The 16,563-nt window shown below is 70.5% G+C and carries 15 protein-coding genes; 4 read left to right on the top strand and 11 right to left on the bottom strand.

Going from position 1 to position 16,563, the window contains the following annotated elements; translation table 11 throughout:
- Positions 1 to 13 precede the first annotated feature (13 nt).
- Entirely contained in the window at positions 14 to 2,077 is a 2,064-nt protein-coding gene (locus ACFYYH_RS08220) for an ABC transporter ATP-binding protein (protein WP_388547535.1), read from the bottom strand.
- A gap of 412 nt (positions 2,078 to 2,489) precedes the next feature.
- The gene (locus tag ACFYYH_RS08215; RefSeq protein WP_388547533.1) at positions 2,490 to 3,395 is read right to left on the bottom strand and encodes a ParB N-terminal domain-containing protein; all 906 of its coding nucleotides are present in this window, start codon (positions 3,393 to 3,395) and stop codon (positions 2,490 to 2,492) included.
- A 965-nt stretch (positions 3,396 to 4,360) separates the two neighbouring features.
- On the opposite strand from ACFYYH_RS08215, the gene ACFYYH_RS08210 reads away from it, so the two are divergent.
- Positions 4,361 to 4,828: a hypothetical protein gene (locus ACFYYH_RS08210; RefSeq protein WP_388547532.1), complete on the top strand. Its 468-nt coding sequence runs from the start codon at positions 4,361 to 4,363 to the stop codon at positions 4,826 to 4,828.
- Positions 4,829 to 5,303: 475 nt separating this feature from the next.
- Here ACFYYH_RS08210 and ACFYYH_RS08205 read toward each other — a convergent pair whose 3' ends face one another.
- Positions 5,304 to 5,849 carry a flavoprotein gene (locus ACFYYH_RS08205; RefSeq protein ID WP_388547531.1) on the bottom strand — a complete coding sequence of 182 codons (546 nt, stop codon included), beginning with the start codon at positions 5,847 to 5,849 and terminating at the stop codon, positions 5,304 to 5,306.
- Between the two features lie 407 nt (positions 5,850 to 6,256).
- Here ACFYYH_RS08205 and ACFYYH_RS08200 point away from each other — a divergent pair, with 407 nt between their 5' ends.
- Positions 6,257 to 6,505 (top strand): hypothetical protein, encoded by a 249-nt coding sequence (locus ACFYYH_RS08200; protein ID WP_388547530.1) that lies wholly within the window; start codon positions 6,257 to 6,259, stop codon positions 6,503 to 6,505.
- A 217-nt stretch (positions 6,506 to 6,722) separates the two neighbouring features.
- On the opposite strand, the gene ACFYYH_RS08195 is transcribed toward ACFYYH_RS08200, so the two are convergent.
- The 3 genes from ACFYYH_RS08195 to ACFYYH_RS08185 form a co-directional block, all read right to left on the bottom strand.
- The gene (locus ACFYYH_RS08195) at positions 6,723 to 7,079 is read right to left on the bottom strand and encodes an ArsR/SmtB family transcription factor (protein ID WP_388547528.1); all 357 of its coding nucleotides are present in this window, start codon (positions 7,077 to 7,079) and stop codon (positions 6,723 to 6,725) included.
- Between the two features lie 129 nt (positions 7,080 to 7,208).
- Entirely contained in the window at positions 7,209 to 7,469 is a 261-nt protein-coding gene (locus ACFYYH_RS08190) for a twin-arginine translocase TatA/TatE family subunit (RefSeq protein WP_388547526.1), read from the bottom strand.
- Positions 7,470 to 7,607: 138 nt separating this feature from the next.
- Complete coding sequence (locus ACFYYH_RS08185; RefSeq protein WP_388547524.1) at positions 7,608 to 8,270, bottom strand: hemerythrin domain-containing protein; 663 nt, start codon at positions 8,268 to 8,270, stop codon at positions 7,608 to 7,610.
- Positions 8,271 to 8,575: 305 nt separating this feature from the next.
- Here ACFYYH_RS08185 and ACFYYH_RS08180 point away from each other — a divergent pair, with 305 nt between their 5' ends.
- On the top strand, positions 8,576 to 10,525 hold the full coding sequence (locus tag ACFYYH_RS08180) for a prolyl oligopeptidase family serine peptidase (RefSeq protein ID WP_388547522.1): 1,950 nt from the start codon (positions 8,576 to 8,578) through the stop codon (positions 10,523 to 10,525).
- A gap of 70 nt (positions 10,526 to 10,595) precedes the next feature.
- Positions 10,596 to 11,348: an SURF1 family protein gene (locus ACFYYH_RS08175; RefSeq protein WP_388547521.1), complete on the top strand. Its 753-nt coding sequence runs from the start codon at positions 10,596 to 10,598 to the stop codon at positions 11,346 to 11,348.
- 158 nt (positions 11,349 to 11,506) lie between these two features.
- On the opposite strand, the gene ACFYYH_RS08170 is transcribed toward ACFYYH_RS08175, so the two are convergent.
- From ACFYYH_RS08170 to ACFYYH_RS08150, 5 genes are all read right to left on the bottom strand, one after another.
- Positions 11,507 to 12,982 carry a hypothetical protein gene (locus tag ACFYYH_RS08170; RefSeq protein ID WP_388547519.1) on the bottom strand — a complete coding sequence of 492 codons (1,476 nt, stop codon included), beginning with the start codon at positions 12,980 to 12,982 and terminating at the stop codon, positions 11,507 to 11,509.
- A complete protein-coding gene (locus ACFYYH_RS08165; protein WP_388547517.1) occupies positions 12,979 to 13,554 on the bottom strand; it encodes a SigE family RNA polymerase sigma factor in 576 nt (191 codons plus the stop codon). Before ACFYYH_RS08165 ends, ACFYYH_RS08170 begins: the two co-directional genes overlap by 4 nt.
- A 420-nt stretch (positions 13,555 to 13,974) precedes the next feature.
- The gene (locus ACFYYH_RS08160) at positions 13,975 to 15,033 is read right to left on the bottom strand and encodes an aspartate-semialdehyde dehydrogenase (protein WP_388547514.1); all 1,059 of its coding nucleotides are present in this window, start codon (positions 15,031 to 15,033) and stop codon (positions 13,975 to 13,977) included.
- Positions 15,030 to 15,176, bottom strand: a complete 147-nt coding sequence (locus tag ACFYYH_RS08155; RefSeq protein ID WP_388547512.1) for a hypothetical protein — start codon at positions 15,174 to 15,176, stop codon at positions 15,030 to 15,032. Before ACFYYH_RS08155 ends, ACFYYH_RS08160 begins: the two co-directional genes overlap by 4 nt.
- On the bottom strand, positions 15,173 to 16,444 hold the full coding sequence (locus tag ACFYYH_RS08150) for an aspartate kinase (protein WP_388547510.1): 1,272 nt from the start codon (positions 16,442 to 16,444) through the stop codon (positions 15,173 to 15,175). Before ACFYYH_RS08150 ends, ACFYYH_RS08155 begins: the two co-directional genes overlap by 4 nt.
- Positions 16,445 to 16,563 lie beyond the last annotated feature (119 nt).

The following is a 16,563-nucleotide window of genomic DNA, read 5'->3' as shown; positions in this document are numbered from 1 at the left end:
CTGCTGACGCTGATCAGGAGGAGCCGTCGCCCCGCATCCGGGGGCCGCGCACACCGCCGCCTCCCATACCGCCTCCCATGCCGCCGCCGGGCATCCCGCCGCCGGGCATTCCGCCACCGCGGGTCCGGATCTTCGGGCCCTCCGGGCCCTGCGGCGGGGCCTGCTCGCGGTGGCCGCTGCTGCGGGGCGGGGGCAGGGTCCCGGACTTGCTGAACTGGGTGTTGTGGAGGTGGGTGTAGAGGCCGCCGGCGGCGAGGAGTTCCTCGTGGGTGCCGCGTTCGCGGACCCGGCCGTCGTCGATGACGAGAATCTGGTCGGCCTCGCGGATGGTGGAGAGCCGGTGCGCGATCACCAGGGAGGTGCGGTTGCTCAGCGCCGTCTTCAGGGCGCGCTGCACGGCAGCCTCCGACTCGGAGTCCAGATGGGCGGTGGCCTCGTCCAGCACGACGATCGCCGGTGCCTTCAGCAGGAGCCGGGCGACGGCCAGTCGCTGCTTCTCGCCGCCGGAGAGCCGGAAGCCGCGGTCGCCGACGACCGTGTCCAGCCCGTCCGGCAGAGAGCGGACCAGGTCCCGGATGCGGGCCTGCTCGCACGCCTCGATCAGCTCCTCCTCGGTGGCCTCGGGGCGTGCGTAGGCGAGGTTCGCGCGGATGGTGTCGTGGAAGAGGTACGCGTCCTGGGCGACGACGCCGACGGTGGCGCGCAACGAGTCGAAGGTGAGGTCGCGGACATCCTTGCCGTCGATGCGGACGGCTCCCGAGGTCACGTCGTACAGCCGGGACACCAGGTGGGTGATGGTGGTCTTGCCGGCGCCGGAGGGGCCGACGAGTGCGGTGAGTGTGCCGGGGGCGACAGTGAAGTCCAGTCCGTGCAGGACCTCCGGCGCGGTCCTGCTGCGCTCGTCGCCGACGGCCGGGTGGTTCTCCAGGGAGGCCAGGGAGACCTCTTCGGGGCGGGGGTAGCCGAAGGAGACCTGCTCGAAGCGGAGCTCGGGGGCCCGGCTGCCGCTGGGCGCGGGGAGCGCGACGGCGTCCGGGCGTTCCTCGATGAGCGGTTTGATGTCGAGCAGTTCGAAGATCCGGTCGAAGCTGATCAGCACCGTCAGGGCGTTGGCCTGCATGCTGGAGAGCTGGGTGATGGGGCCGAACAGCCGGCCCAGCAGTGTGGCCAGGGCCACCAGGGTGCCGAGTCCGATGACTCCGTCGAGGACGAGTCCGCCGCCGACGCCGTACACAAGGGCGGTGGTGAGCGCGGTGAGCAGGGCCATGAGGATGAACGCGAGGCGGCTGAAGACGGTCAGCCGTACGCCGACCTCGCGCACCTTCTCCGCTTCACTCCGGTACTTCCCCAGTTCCTCCGCCGGACGGCCGAACAGCTTGGCCAGCATGGCGCCTTGCACATTGAAACGCTCGTGAATCGTTCCGCTCAGGTTGGCGTGCAGTTCCATCTGCTTCCTGGAATACGCCTGAAGCCGGCGGCCGACGTAGAGCCAGGGAAGGAAGAACACCGGCAGCAGCACAAGTGCGATCAGGGTGACGAGCCAGGAGAGATAGAACATCTCGGCGAGGACCAGCACCACGGTGAGGGCGCCGGTGGCCGACAGCAGCAGGGTGGTGAGGGCCTGCTGGGCCATGACCACATCGGTGCTGAGCCGGCTGGAGAGGGCGCCGGTCTGGGTGCGGGTGAAGAAGGCCAGGGGCATGCGCTGCACATGGCGGAACGCCCGGACCCGCAGGTCGTAGCTGACTCCCTGGCCGATACGTCCGGACAGGGCGCTCTGCGCGAGCTGGGTCACGGAGCCGACCAGGGCGAGCGCGGCGACGATCAGCGCCAGGACGACGACGACCCCCGCGTCGTCCTTCATGATCCCGCTGTCGACGATCTCCTTCAGCAACAGCGGAGTGGTGACGATGACGAGGGAATCGACGAGGGTCACGAGAATGAGGGCGAGCACGGTTCCACGATGCGGTCCGACAAAGGCGAGCACCCGCCGCCCTGTTCCCGGCCTGATCTTGGCGGGCTCCGCATCATCGCCGCCCTTCATCATCACCCCACCGGGGGTCTGAGTGACCAGCATGTCGACGAAGACCTCCTGCTGTAGGGATTCGGCGGAGCAGCGGCCGTGAATGGGCGAAGAGTCCCTCGGACACATTCAGGCCCGCCATCCGGAAGGCGACGATACCTGTCTGAATTCGGGCCAACCACGCGCTTCGGCCGGGCTTTCCGGCATGCCGACCGGATCACCGAAGAAAGGTGCACGGGACAGGAATTACGGGGGCTACGCGCGTGGAAGTACCCCGCGTGAATGGCGTGCGCCCGGCCCGCGAAAGTACGCCGTATCGGCCCGGCGGCATGCCTTCCGGCCGGGCGGCGTCACGCAATGCCGCCCGGCCGGAAGGCTTCTGCTCGCCGCAAGAGGGATCAGTGGCACCGGCGTCCAACCGCTCATATCGCACAGTTGGACAAGCCGGTCGGGAAGTCCGGTGAAATCACGCGGTCGGACAGGTCGAAGAATCGGCGGGAGAAGCCGCCGATTCGTTGCCCTGGGCGATGTTCTTCTCCACCCGGGCGGCGAGTTCTTCCCAGATGTGCGCGCACTCGCGGGCCAGATGCGCCACGGTGCCGCTCCAGTACGGCGGGACGGTGTCGACGATTCCCTCCCACTCGTCCGGCGGGAGCATGTGCACACTGAGCAGCCGCAGCAATTGACGCCCCGTCTCATTGAGCCGGAGAGCGGGATCCGCCTTGAGCCGGTTCACCGCCGAGAGTCCTTCCGCGTAGGCGGCGGCCCCGGCGGGCCGGGCCTCACCACAGCCCGACTGCGGCACGACCTTCAGCAACTCCTCACGCGGCCGGGGCCGGACGCCCCGTGGTCTCGGGGGGAGCAACGGCTCCTCCCCTCGGCTGAGCCGATTGCGCACGTCCCGCGCGGTCTCCGGGGAGATGCCGGCGGCCCGGGCGATCTGGCGCAGCGACAGGTCCGGGTTCTCGGCGATCAGCTGACCCGCCCGTCTGCGCCCCTCGGCGATGCCGACGGGACGGACCCGTCCGTCCCGGCCGATCCTCTCGATGTTCTCCCCCGGGGTGCCGACCGTCAGCGATCGGCGCACCTCGGCGACCGTGTGGGGGGCGATGCCCGTCACGGAGGCGATCTTCCGGTCCGACCACTGCGGATGCGTGGTGATGATCCGCGCGGCGGCCTGTTTGCGGTCCCGCAGTGACAGCGGCAGTCCGTGCCGCACGTTCGACTCGACGGCGAGCACGAAGGCGTCCGCCTCGGTGCCGTCGTAGAAGGTCACCGTGATGGAGCGGTCGCCGCGCAGTTGGGCGGCACGCAGTCGGTGCAGTCCGTCGATCACCCGCATCGAGTCGCGGTGCACAATGATGGGCGGCAAGGGAACATCCAATTCCGCGAGTGCCGCCACATGGTCCGGATCCTCGCCCGCTTTTCTCGGTGAACCTTCCGTCGATAATGATCGAATGTCGACGTCGACGATCCTGACACCCGTACTCCCCCGTCGCACCTACATCTCCGTTCGCTCGGTCAACGCCTTCCTCACGCGTCACTTTCGGGCGACACATGCCGGCACACGCCGATTCCGCTTCCACGCATCGATCAATCGGTGCTCGTCACAATTGACCGTCGGCGCTGTACGGCTGCATCACCACTGCTCCGCCGCAGTCAGGTCCCGAGTCACTTCTGTTCTCGGGCCTGTGGAGTCCGCTCTAGCGAGGAGCCGAACTGTAAGCACTCGCTTTTCGAACGAGTCTCCAGGCGAACAAGAGTCGTTTTGTCCTGGCGTGTTCACTCTAACAGCAGCGGACAGTCCAGAGGACGTGCCTCATCGCGCCATCCATTATCTTGGACGGCCCGCCAATTTCGCTGAACAGGCAGGTGCACGGCGGTACGGAAGCCGGAACGAGTCATTCTCCTTTACCTTCCGGCTATTCATCACCCATTCGACCGCCGCCCGACCGCTCGGTCGGGCAAGGGTGGAACTCGGCACCAAAAGGCGGCGGCCGTCGCAGTGCGCGCCGAGACCCCGGAAGCGGAATTACCGTCCCTCCCGCGGGGCCGCCGATCCAGGACGCGCGACCCCACAGTGGACCGAAACCGCGTCGGGCATGGATCCGCGCCGCCCTGGCTTTCACCGCCGGCGCCCGATGCTCTCACCGACGGGGTTTCAGTGAAGTAACAGCCGTCCGGCCTGCGCCGTCTCGGCCACATCGCACCTCACGGGCCGCAGCGGGGCGCACGGGTTACGGCGGGGTAACGCCAGGCGTTCCGGCGCGGTAACCATCTCGGCGCTCTACTGAGCAACGGATCGCGACGACCCCCCACTCCGACCCGGGAGGCTCCATGGGCAACACAACCAGCCTCTGCGCCACATGCGGCGCCGAGTTCGTCCCGACGACCCGTCGCCGGGGCCGCCCCGACGCACGCTTCTGCACCGCCGCATGCCGTGCACTCCGGGAGCGGACACACAGCACGCGGATCGTCCCCGGACCGCCCACGGCCGAGCCGGCGGGCGCGGCCGAGGCGGTTGAGTCGGTTGAAGCGGTGGAATCGCTCGAGGCGGTCGGATCGGTCGAGAAGGCCGAGCCCGTCGAATGGGCCGGGCCCGTCGAGATGATCGAGGCGGCCGGGGCGGCCGGGACCGACGCCGCTCGTCCGACGCCGCTGCCACCGCTGGGCACCGAGCATTCCTGCCCCCACTGCGGCCACCAGTTCATGATTGTCAACTTCGTGCTGCCGAGCCTGGATTCGGCCGGTGACGTGCACGCGGCCGTCGACGGGGACGTGCGGAACCGCTACTCCGCGGGGTGAGCGGCACCGGCAGGACTCCGTTACCGGTAGTTCGCCAAACCCGACAGGTGACTGGCAGTGCGGAGGGCCGGTCGCGTGGGCGCTCCATAACCTCACCGCACCTCGACTTCCCCGTCACAAACGCGGGTTAACGATGTCCGACAGATCGGTTCACCATCGAGGACCGTGTCCGGCCGGTCAGCGCGGTGCCGCACGGGCGTGCCGGTGCCCTCCGGACACGGCACGCCGAGGGGCGCGTTCCGTCGCGCCCGCCCGCCGGGGCCCGGACGGGTCCGGCCCCGACCTCGCCACCATGAAGGCCCAGAACGCCCTGATCGACCGGCAGTTGTGCGCCACCGCCCGAAAGTAACGCCGACGACACCCCACCGCCGAACCCGCCCCCGCCGCCGATACCGCCACGGACACCGACCGCCACCGCAACGGACACGCCACCGCCACTGGTTGCCAGGGTCCGGGCCCCGGCCCGCCTCCGGGGTCAGGGGCGGGCGGGTGGTTCTGGGGTGAGGAGGGTCAGGGCTTCCTCCCAGTCGAAGCTCGCCGCGACATCGGGGGAGCCGGGCTGATGGGGAGTGCGCGTGCCTATCAGGACGTTCATCTCGCGCAGCCGGTCCAGACTCCGCCGGTACGCGGGGTGGGCCGCCTGGGCCGCGTTGAGGCAGGGGAGCACGGCGGTGGGGACGCCCATGCCGTAGGCCTCGCAGAGGATGCCCACGGCCAGGGTGTCGGAGATGCCCGCCGCCCACTTGTTGATCGTGTTGAACGTGGCCGGAGCCACCGCTATCGCGTCCGGCGGCGGGAGCGGACGCGGGTCGCCGGGGCTGCGCCACGCCGAACGGATCGGGTAGCCCGTCCTGGCGGTGATCTCCTCGGTGTCGATGAAGGTCAGGCCGCGCGGAGTGGCGATCACGCCCACGTCCCACTGCCGCTCCTGGGCCGCCGCGATCAGCGTGGTGACATCGCCCGCGATGCCCGCCGCGCAGACCACGACATAGAGGAACGGCTTCCGGCCGCGATCGGTCATGGGGTGCTCCCCGTTGCAGTGACGGTGCCTTCGACGGCGGGGTGCCGACAAGGGCGGGGACGGCGGGGGTGCCGGGGACGGGGGACGGCGGTGTCCCGTGTTCCTGGGCCAGTTCGCGCAGCGTGGTGGTGAGGTGAGCGGCGAGCGCGCCGGACGGGCCGTGACGGTTCCGGCCGGGGCGCCGGTTTCGGAGGCTACCCGCTCCGCGCTCAGGTCGCACAGATGGTGCAGGACGACCGCCTCGGAAGCCTCGTCGGCGAGTCCGTGGCGGCGGGCAACGGATACGGGGACTGGAAATCTCGGTGGGGAGGAGTGGCGGGCCGGGAGCGCACTACGCTGAGTTCGGTCACCGCGCCCCCGCCAAAAGCCGTATAGGTCAAAAGTTGCGCACGCTTTAAAGTGTCCACATGGGTATGCGCATGGGCGATCACGATCACGGCGGGACGGAATGGGAGACAGCCGTCCTCGACGGAGGACCCGCGGACGGGGTACGGATGCGGGTCACCGACCGGCCCCCCGTGGTGCAGGTGACGTACCCCTGCGAGGTGGACGGGCCGGCGGGCGGCGCGCAGGTGGAGGCCCTGTATGTGTACCGGCGCGACCCGCGCGTACAGGTGCAGCCACTGCGGTACGGATTCGACCAGGCCAGCCCCTGACGTACGGCCCACGCGCAAGTAGCGGTGCCGGGAGCCGAGTTCAGCGGGCGAGGGCAGCAAGTAACAGGTAGCGGGCAGCGGGTCACAGGCGGCGGGTCACGGGTGGTCGGCACGAGGCAGCGGGCAAGGAGCAGCGGGTCACGGGCAGCGGGCACCGACAGCGGGCGGCGGGCGGCGGCGACAGGTGGCTGCCCGCCACCGGTCGCCCGCACCGCCGTCAGGCGTGACGGAGCGGGGCTGAACGCGCCGGAGCGTGCGCCGCCCGGTCGGTGAGCTGTCCGACCATCAGGCGGACCACGGTCACCACACCGGGGTCGTCGACGAAGTAGACCTGCCTGCGCCCCTCGCGACGCGCGCGTACGAGCCCGGCGAGCTTCAGCTTGGTCAGATGCTGGCTGACGGCGGGAAGCGTGCCGCCCACCCGGTCCGCGAGGCCGGTGACATCGCTCTCGCCCTGGGCCAGCACCCATACGATGTGCAGCCGCGCCGACGACGCCAGCAGACCGAACGCGGCGGCCGCCTCCCCGAGCACCTCGACGGAAGGGTCTCCGGAGCCGCCGACTTCTGCCGTCACGATCACTCTCCCGTCCCGCGGGGCCTTCGACCCGAATTGCCCGAACCCGAACCCGACGGCCAGTCTAGGCGCCGGGTTACGGGACGGACCCGAGGCGTGGGGGAGCGCCGGAGGCGGGGCCCGTACGGCTCACCGCTCCCTGGGCGGATCGCCCCGCTCGACGACGGTGCCGACCACGACGCGACGGCCGGACGTGTCGGGCTCCGCCCCGGGCCCGCCGCGCGCCTGGCCGTCTTCCTCCTGCCCGTCTTCCTCCTTCAGCGCCTTCGTCTCGCTCTTGAGGATCCGCGCGGCCTTGCCCGCCGAACGGGCCAGCTCGGGCAGCTTCTTCGCGCCGAGCAGAACGACGATGACGATGAGGATCAGGGCCAGTTCACTCAAGCCGAACATCAGATCTGCTCACTCCCGGGATCGGACGGAACCGATACGTCGTCGTCGGCACCGGGGCACGAACCACGGACTGCCGGCACGACTGATATCTACAGTGCTGTAGAACTATCCCGCACGGTCCGGCCTGCGACAACCCCGCTACGCGGGAACTCCCAGCGCCCTCTTGGAGGAGCGGTACCGCGTGATCAGCACCGGGCGCATCCAGCGCATGGGCGCGGGGAAATTGGTCACCATGGGCGCGTAGCCGGGGACCGCCTCCGGGTCCTCCATCAGACCGAACACGAGATGGGGAGCCGTGTGGGGCGCGCCGCCCACGATCGCCTTCCGCAGCCGGACGACTTCGCCGTCGGGCACCTGCGGGATCAGCCCGTGGAGTACGGATTCCTCGTCGTCGAAGTGCCTGTTGAGCACGGATTGGACCCGCTGCGCCGACGGCACACCGGACAGCGCGGCCTGGCCCACGACCACCAGGGCCGCATCCGGCTCGCCGGTGACCTGCTGGGCGGCGATCGCGTCGACCGTCCTGCTGAGCGCCTGCAACTCGGCGTCGAGCGCTTCATGGGCGAGGCGCAGTTCGTCCATCCTGGCGGCCTCGGCGGGCACGAAGTCGCGCAGCGCCGGCCAGAGCAGCACATCCTCGCTCGCGTGGTGGCGGCGGATGGACTCGATCAGCCAGCGGGCCGTGTTGACCAGCACCTTGACACCGACGGGTTCACCGCCGGCGAGGCGCCCGAACGACTCGGAAACGAGGGCAGTGCCCCGGCGCAGGATCGTGTGCACGGCGAGCAGCTCGTCATACATACACGACCGATCGGCGCGGAGCCTGGGTGGAGCAGCCATCGTGTATTCCTGCCTGTCCCCTAAATCGGGGTAATATAGTAGGGAATTCAATTATCTTGTATGTATTGAGTACCCACATCGCATAAAATACTTGTATGTTCAAAGTGCGCCGCGTCCGTGCGACTCCCCACGTCACACCGCCGGACAAGGGCATCGCTCATCAGTTCCGTGCCCTGCGCGAGATCACCTCACACCTCGGCCGGGAGTTGTCCACAGGCTGAGGGGGACGCCGACAGGATGTCAGCGTTCCGGCGCAGAATGGGGTCATGAATCAGATCACCGGTTCGATGCCGGAGTGGGAGAAGCGCTTCCGGGCGCCGCGTGTTTCGCTGCCCGACTGGGCGGAGGACGCGCCGGACCGAGCGCTGTTCGTGTCCAATGCGACGGGGACGTATGAGCTGTACGCCTGGGATCGCGCGACCGGCGCCCAGCGGCAGGTGACGGACCGGCCGAACGGGACGACGGACGGGGTGCTGTCGCTCGACGGCGAGTGGATCTGGTGGTTCTCGGACACGGACGGGGACGAGTTCGGGGTCTGGATGCGCCAGCCGTTCACCCCCGGACAGCGGGACGCGAGCCCGCGGGGCGGCGGTGAGCGGGACGGCGCGGTCCAGGACGTGACGGAGACGGACGCGGCCGGGACGACCGGGGGCGGGACGGACGACGGAGGCGGGACCGACGGGGCCGGGACGGACGGGGCCGGGACCGACGGGACCTCCACGCTGGACGAGCCCGCGGCGCCGGGGCTCGGCCCCTCCTATCCGGCCGGACTCGCGCTCGGGCGGGACGGCACGGCGGTCGTCGGGCGGTCGACCGACGAGGACGGCTCCACGCTGCATGTCGTACGGCCCGGGGAGGAGCCCGTCGAGATCTACCGCCACCGGGAGTCGGCCGGGGTCGGGGATCTGTCGCACGACGGCGCCCTGCTCGCGATCGAGCACACCGAGCACGGGGACGCGATGCACTCGGCACTGCGGGTGCTGCGGCTGGACGGCTCGCTGGTGGCGGAGCTGGACGACACCGAGGGCGGCACGCGCGAGCTGGGCCTGGAGGTGCTGGGCTTCGCACCGGTGGCCGGGGACAGCAGACTGCTCGTCGGCCATCAGCGGCGGGGGCGCTGGGAGCCGGTCGTCTGGGATCCGCTGACCGGCGAGGAGACCGATCTCGCCATGGAACTGCCCGGGGACATCAGCGCCGAGTGGTATCCGGACGGTTCGGAGCTGCTGATCGTGCACAGCTTCGAGGGCCGCAGCGAGCTGTGGCGCTATGACTTCGCCAAGAGCGCGCTGATCGAGGTGGAGACCCCGCCCGGGACGGTGTCGGCGGCGACGGCCCGTCCTGACCGGAGCGTGGAGTATCTCTGGTCGTCGGCGGCGGAGCCGCCGCAGGTCCGGTCCACGGCCGGCGGGGTCGTGCTCGATCCGCCGGGGATGGCGGCGCCCGCCTCGGTGCCGGTGGAGGACGCGTGGGTCGAGAGCCCCGGCGGCAGGGTCCACGCGCTGGTGCAGCGCCCGGCGGGTCAGGGCCCGTTCCCCACGGTCTTCGAGATCCACGGCGGTCCGACATGGCACGACAGCGACGCGTTCGCCGCGGGACCCGCCGCCTGGGTCGACCACGGGTTCGCGGTCGTACGGGTCAACTACCGCGGATCCACGGGGTACGGGCGCGAGTGGACGGACGCGCTCAAGCACCGGATCGGGCTGATCGAGCTGGAGGACATCGCGGCGGTCCGGCGGTGGGCGGTGGACTCCGGTCTGGCCGACCCGGCGAAGCTCGTCCTGGCGGGCGGCTCGTGGGGCGGCTATCTGACCCTGCTCGGGCTCGGCACCCAGCCGGACGACTGGGCCGTGGGGCTCGCGGCGGTGCCGGTGGCCGACTATGTCACGGCGTACCACGACGAGATGGAGGCGCTCAAGGCGATGGACCGCACGCTGCTGGGCGGCACGCCGGAGGAGGTTCCGGAGCGTTTCGCGGCGTCGTCGCCGCTGACCTATGTGGACGCGGTCCGGGCGCCGGTCTATATCTCGGCGGGGGTGAACGACCCGCGCTGCCCGATCCGCCAGGTGGAGAACTACGTGGACCGGCTGGCCGCCCGGGGCGCGGTGCACGAGGTGTACCGCTATGACGCGGGCCACGGGTCGCTGGTCGTGGAGGAACGGATCAAGCAGGTCCGGCTGGAGCTGGACTTCGCGATGAGACATCTCCGGGAGAGCTGAGGCGACGGCCCGGCGCCCGGGGCGGGACCCGGGCGCCGGGCGGTGCGAGGGCGTTCCGTACGGTGGAGGGGTGTACCGATTCCTGGTGACTCCGCGCTGGTGGGGAATCAATGCCTTCGTCGTGCTGGCGATCCCCTTCTGCATCTTCATGGGGACCTGGCAGCTCGGCCGCTTCGAGGACCGGGTCGACACCCACCGGGCCGCCGAGGAACGCCCGGATCCCGGGGAGCGGGCGGCGGTCGCCGTGCAGACACTGCTGCCCGTCGATCAGGAGACATCCGGCCGCGCGGCCACGGCGACGGGGCGGTACGGGGATCAGTTCCTGGTCCCTGACCGGGAGCTGGACGGCAGGAACGGCTCGTACGTACTGACCATGCTGCGCACGGACGGCGGCAAGGCGCTGCCCGTGGTGCGCGGATGGCTGGCCGAGGGCAGGAAGGCGCCCGCGCCGCCGGCGGGCGAGGTCAGCGTGACCGGGGCGCTCCAGGCGTCCGAGTCCGTCGGCTCCGACGGGGTGCGGGCGGGCGGGGGCCTGCCGCGGGGGCAGCTCGCCATGATCAGCGCGGCCTCGCTGGTCAATGTCGTGCCGTACGAGGTGTACGACGCGTGGATCACCGTCACGCGGGCGCCGGACGGGCTGCTGCCCGTGCCCGCCGCCGCGCCGCAGAACACCGGGCTCGATCTCAAGGCGTTCCAGAACCTCGGCTACACCGGTGAGTGGTTCGCCTTCGTCGGCTTTGTGATCTTCATGTGGTTCCGGCTGTTCCGGCGCGACGCGGAGGCGGTCAAGGACCGGGCGCTGGGGCTGGAGACCGCGGCGTAGCGCGGCCCGCCCGCACCGCCCTCGCTCGCACCACCACCCCCGCCGGGCCACCGCGCACGGCCAGACGCCATACGCCCGGGACACGCACGCGCACCCCCACGCCCCGCACGCGCACGCGTACCCGCACCCGCACCCGGCGAGACCCGGCCAGGCATGCGCTACGGCGCGTCGAGGACACCCGTCCGGTAGATCGTGCCCGCGCAGGCGTTGGGGATCGTCGCCTGGGCGACCGGCGCGCCCGGTTCCGGGGTGTGCAGGACAGAGACACTGCCGTCCATGAGGCCGCCCTCGGTGAGGAGCTGGGTCTCCGTGTTCGTCCCGGTGCCCGTTCCCGCGTCCGTGCCGGCGGAGGTGCCGCCGCTCGCGCCCGCCGAGGTGTCGCCCGACGGTGTGGGATCGGGAGAGGCTCCGGTGGTCGGACAGCTCTCGGCCGGCACCCAGGCGAACTTCACCTCGTAGGCGCCGTTCGGCGCGAGCATCACCGCCGCCGACTCCAGGGACGGATCGGGCAGCCCGGTCGCCGCGTCACCCGCCATGTGCGCCACGACATTGATCTTGGTCTCGTCCGCCGCGCCCCCGGTCTGGAAGCCGACCGACCCCAGGCCGGTGACCGCGCAGCCGGTGGTCGAGACATTGGTGACGCGGAAGGTGCCGTAGACCTTGCCGCCGGAGTCGGGTGCGCCGGCCTCGGCGACCGCGACCCCGAGCTGGCCCGCCGCGCAGGTGGGCAAGGACGAGGAGTGGGTGCCGTCGGGGTCGGCCGGACCGGCCGAGCCGCCCTCCGCCGTGCCGCCCGACGCGGTGTCCTCCGGCGTGGCCGCCTTGCCGGGATCGTCCTCGTCGGCGGAGACCTGGTCGGAAGGCTGGTGGGGATCCTTCCCGGCGCCGCTGGAGTCCTTGCTGGTGCCCGTACCGCCTTCTGTCTGCTCGCCGTGCCCGGCGTTGACCGAGCGGTCGTCCGCCGTGGCGCCGGAGTTCGCGACATGGACGAAGGCGGGGACGGCCGTGCCGAACAGCAGCGCCGCGGCGGCCATCCCGACGACGGCCTGCCGCTTTCTGGCCCGCCTGGTCGGCACCGCCTTGCGGAGATGGTCGAGGGCTCCCTCGGACGGCCGCAGATCGTCCACGGCGCCGTGCAGCAGCCGGCGCAGGGCCAGCTCGTCCATGTCGAGGTCGTCGAGGCTCCCGCCCAGATCCCCGCCGAGGCTCCCGGGCAGATCCCCGCCCGGAGCGCCGGCCGGTCCCGCGGCGGGAGCGCCGCTCGGGCCGTGGCCGAGTACACCGTTCAGGCGGCCGGCGTCCGCGCCGACGTCACCGCCCGGTGCACGGCCGCCCGTGCCCGCCCCGCCACCGCCCCCGTCATGATGGCTGCCGCCGCCGGCGCCGCCGCTTTCGCCGCCGCCACCGCCGGTACCGCCGCGGTCACTGCCACTTCCACTGCTGCTGCCGGCACCCGTAGGACCGAGGCCGCTCAGCTCGTTATCCGGCCCGTTGTTCACAATTCCGTTTCCAGTCAGGTCGTTCAACGGCTCGTCCGGCCCGGTCGGACCGTACAGCCTCCTCGGCTCGTTCCCACGGCCTTCGCCGTGGCCGTGCACACCGCCGAAGCCGCGCCGTTCCTTCCGCCCACTCATGCCGTGGCCTCCATGGCGACGCGCAGCGCCTTGATACCACGTGAGCCGTACGCCTTCACCGAACCCAGCGATATGCCCAGGGTCTCGGCGACCTGCGCCTCGGTCATGTCCGCGAAGTACCTCAGGACCAGCACCTCGCGCTGCCGCCGCTGCAACCCGCGCATCGCCTTGATCAGCGCGTCCCGCTCCAGCTGGTCGTACGCGCCCTCCTCCGCGCTCGCCATGTCCGGCATCGGCTTGGAGAGCAGCTTCAGACCGAGGATGCGCCTGCGCAGGGCGGACCGGGAGAGGTTCACCACGGTCTGCCGCAGATAGGCGAGCGTCTTCTCCGGCTCCCGCACGCGGTTGCGCGCCGAGTGCACCCGGATGAACGCCTCCTGGACGACGTCCTCGCAGGAGGCCGTGTCGTCCAGCAGAAGGGCGGCGAGACCGAGCAGCGACCGGTAGTGGGCGCGATAGGTCTCGGTGAGGTGGTCGACGGTGGTGCCCGCTGCCATCGTGCCGTCAGCGCCCTCGCGCTGGGACGGCAGCCGGGCGGGCCGCGCGGCGGGCATGGGGGCGATCACCGGCATACCACCGGGTGTGCGGGGTCGCCGGAGCGGACGTACCGCGGTGCCGCGTACCGGGACGATCGCTGTGATGTCGAGAACCTCTGCCACGCCTGTTGGACACGCTGTCCCCCGTCAGGGTTGTACGCGCACGTCACCCCATTTGACGCTGCACCAATTGCCGTCATACGTAACCGATCTCCCCCTATGCCCCAATTTCGCGACACCGCGAAGGGGCGACCGCAGAGACGCTTCCCGGCCGGTCGGCGGTTGCAGTGCTCTCACGGAAAGACGAAAGGGCATCGTCGAACAAGACAACGTCCCAGTTCAAGCCAGTGTGACCATGAACCTGACCACAGGACGTTCACAGATCCTACAAAGTTTTAGGGTTCAACGGCTTCTGGTTTTCGTCGACTTTTCAGCCACGCCCGACAAGACGGACAGTTACGGCTTCGAGAACTCCAGAGCGATGGCCTCGGCGATCTGCGCGGTGTTCAGGGCGGCGCCCTTGCGGAGGTTGTCGCCGCAGACGAACAGCTCCAGCCCCCTGGGGTCGTCCAGCGACCGCCGTACGCGCCCCACCCAGGTCGGATCGGTGCCGACCACATCCGCGGGCGTCGGGAAATCGCCCGCGCCGGGGTTGTCGAACAGCACCACGCCCGGTGAGGTCGCCAGGATCTCGTGCGCCCGGTCGACCGTGATCTCGTGCTCGAAGCGCGCGTGCACGGCGAGCGAGTGCGCGGTGATCACGGGGACGTGGACACAGGTCGCAGTCACCCGCAGGCCGGGCAGGGCCAGGACCTTCCTGGTCTCGTCGCGTATGGCCATCTCCTCCGAGGACCAGCCACCGTCCTGGGCCGCCCCCGCCCAGGGCACGACATTGAGCGCCAGCGGGGCGGAGAAGGGACCGGTGGTGTCACCGACCGCGCGGCGCACATCGCCCGGGTGCGTGCCCAGTTGCGTACCGGCGACCAGGGAGAGCTGGTCACGCAGGGCGGTGATGCCGTCCTGACCCGCGGCGCTGACCGCCTGGTACGAGGAGACCACCAGCTCCCGCAGCCCGAACTCGGCGTGCAGGGCGCCCACCGCGACGATCATCGAGAGGGTCGTGCAGGCCGGGCTCGCGACGATCCCGCGCGGACGGGACCGTACCGCGTGGGGATTCACCTCCGGGACGACCAGCGGCACATCCGGGTCCATCCGGAAGGCGGCCGAACTGTCCACGACGACGGCGCCCTTGGCCGCGGCGACGGGCGCCCACCGCGCGGACACCTCGTCCGGCACGAGGAAGAGCGCGACGTCGACGCCTTCGAGGGCGTCCTCGGAGAGGCCGACGAGCCGGGTCGGCTCACCGCGCACGGAAAGCTCGCGGCCCTCCGTGCGCGGGGAGGCGATCAGCCGGATGTCGCCCCAGACGTCGGCGTGCTGGGACAGGATCTGGAGCATGACGGCGCCGACGGCCCCGGTCGCACCCACGACCGCGAGCGTCGGCCGGCCGTTCATGGCGCGGCGCTCCCGCGTCTGCCCCCGGCGTCGCCGTACGGCAGGTCGCCGTACCGCCCGTCCCCGCCGCGCGGCGCGTCGCCGCGCGGCCGGTCCTCGTAGAGCCGGTCCTCGTGCGGCCGGTCCTCGTGCGGCCGGCTCATCGTCCGGTGCCTCCGTAGACCACGGCCTCGTCGGAGTCGCTGTCGAGACCGAAGGCGGTGTGCACGGCCCGGACGGCCTCGGTGACATCGTCGGCGCGGGTGACCACCGAGATACGGATCTCGGAGGTCGAGATCAGCTCGATGTTCACGCCCGCGTCCGACAGCGCCTCGAAGAAGCCCGCGGTGACACCGGGGTTGGTCTTCATCCCCGCGCCGACGAGCGAGATCTTGGCGATCTGGTCGTCGTAGCGCAGCGACTCGAAGCCGATCGTCGACTTCGTCTTCTCCAGCGCGTCGATGGCCTTGCGGCCCTCGGTCTTCGGCAGCGTGAAGGAGATGTCGGTCAGCCCCGTCGCCGCGGCGGAGACGTTCTGGACGATCATGTCGATATTGATCTCGCTGTCGGCGATGGCTCGGAAGATCGTCGCGGCCTCGCCGGGCTTGTCGGGGACACCGACGACCGTGATCTTCGCCTCGGAGGTGTCATGGGCGACACCGGAGATGATGGCCTGCTCCACCGTGCGGTCCCCTTGCGGCTCGTTGCTGACCCATGTGCCCTGGAGCCCCGAGAACGAGGACCGGACATGGATCGGGATGTGGTAACGGCGTGCGTACTCGACGCACCGGTGCAGGAGCACCTTGGAGCCGGAGCTGGCCAGCTCCAGCATGTCCTCGAAGGAGATCCAGTCGATCTTCCGGGCCTTCGTCACGACCCGGGGGTCGGCGGTGAAGACACCGTCCACATCGGTGTAGATCTCGCAGACCTCGGCGTCCAGCGCGGCGGCGAGCGCCACGGCGGTGGTGTCGGAACCACCGCGCCCCAGGGTGGTGATGTCCTTCTTGTCCTGGGACACCCCCTGGAACCCGGCGACGATGGCGATGTTGCCCTCGTCCAGCGCGGTACGGATCCGGCCCGGCGTGACATCGATGATGCGCGCTTTGTTGTGGACCGAGTCGGTGATGACGCCCGCCTGGCTGCCGGTGAACGACTGGGCCTCGTGGCCCAGGTTCTTGATCGCCATCGCCAGGAGGGCCATGGAGATCCGCTCTCCGGCGGTCAGCAGCATGTCGAACTCACGCCCGGCAGGGATCGGCGACACCTGCCCGGCGAGATCGATCAACTCGTCCGTCGTGTCGCCCATCGCCGACACCACGACGACCACTTGGTGGCCGTTCTTCTTGGCATCGACGATTCGCTTGGCGACCCGCTTGATGCCCTCGGCATCGGCTACGGAGGAGCCTCCGTACTTCTGCACGACAAGGCCCACGTGCGCTCCTCGCTCGGTCCGTCACTACTGTCGGCTCAGTTTAACGAGCGACCGTACGACGACTCGGACATATCACATCGTGAGATGTCCCGCTCACTCAGTGATCATCGCCCGCCGTA

It is taken from the genome of Streptomyces sp. NPDC002018 (assembly GCF_042890865.1).
Classification (GTDB): Bacteria; Actinomycetota; Actinomycetes; order Streptomycetales; family Streptomycetaceae; genus Streptomyces.
This window is presented reverse-complemented; position numbering and strand designations above follow the sequence as displayed.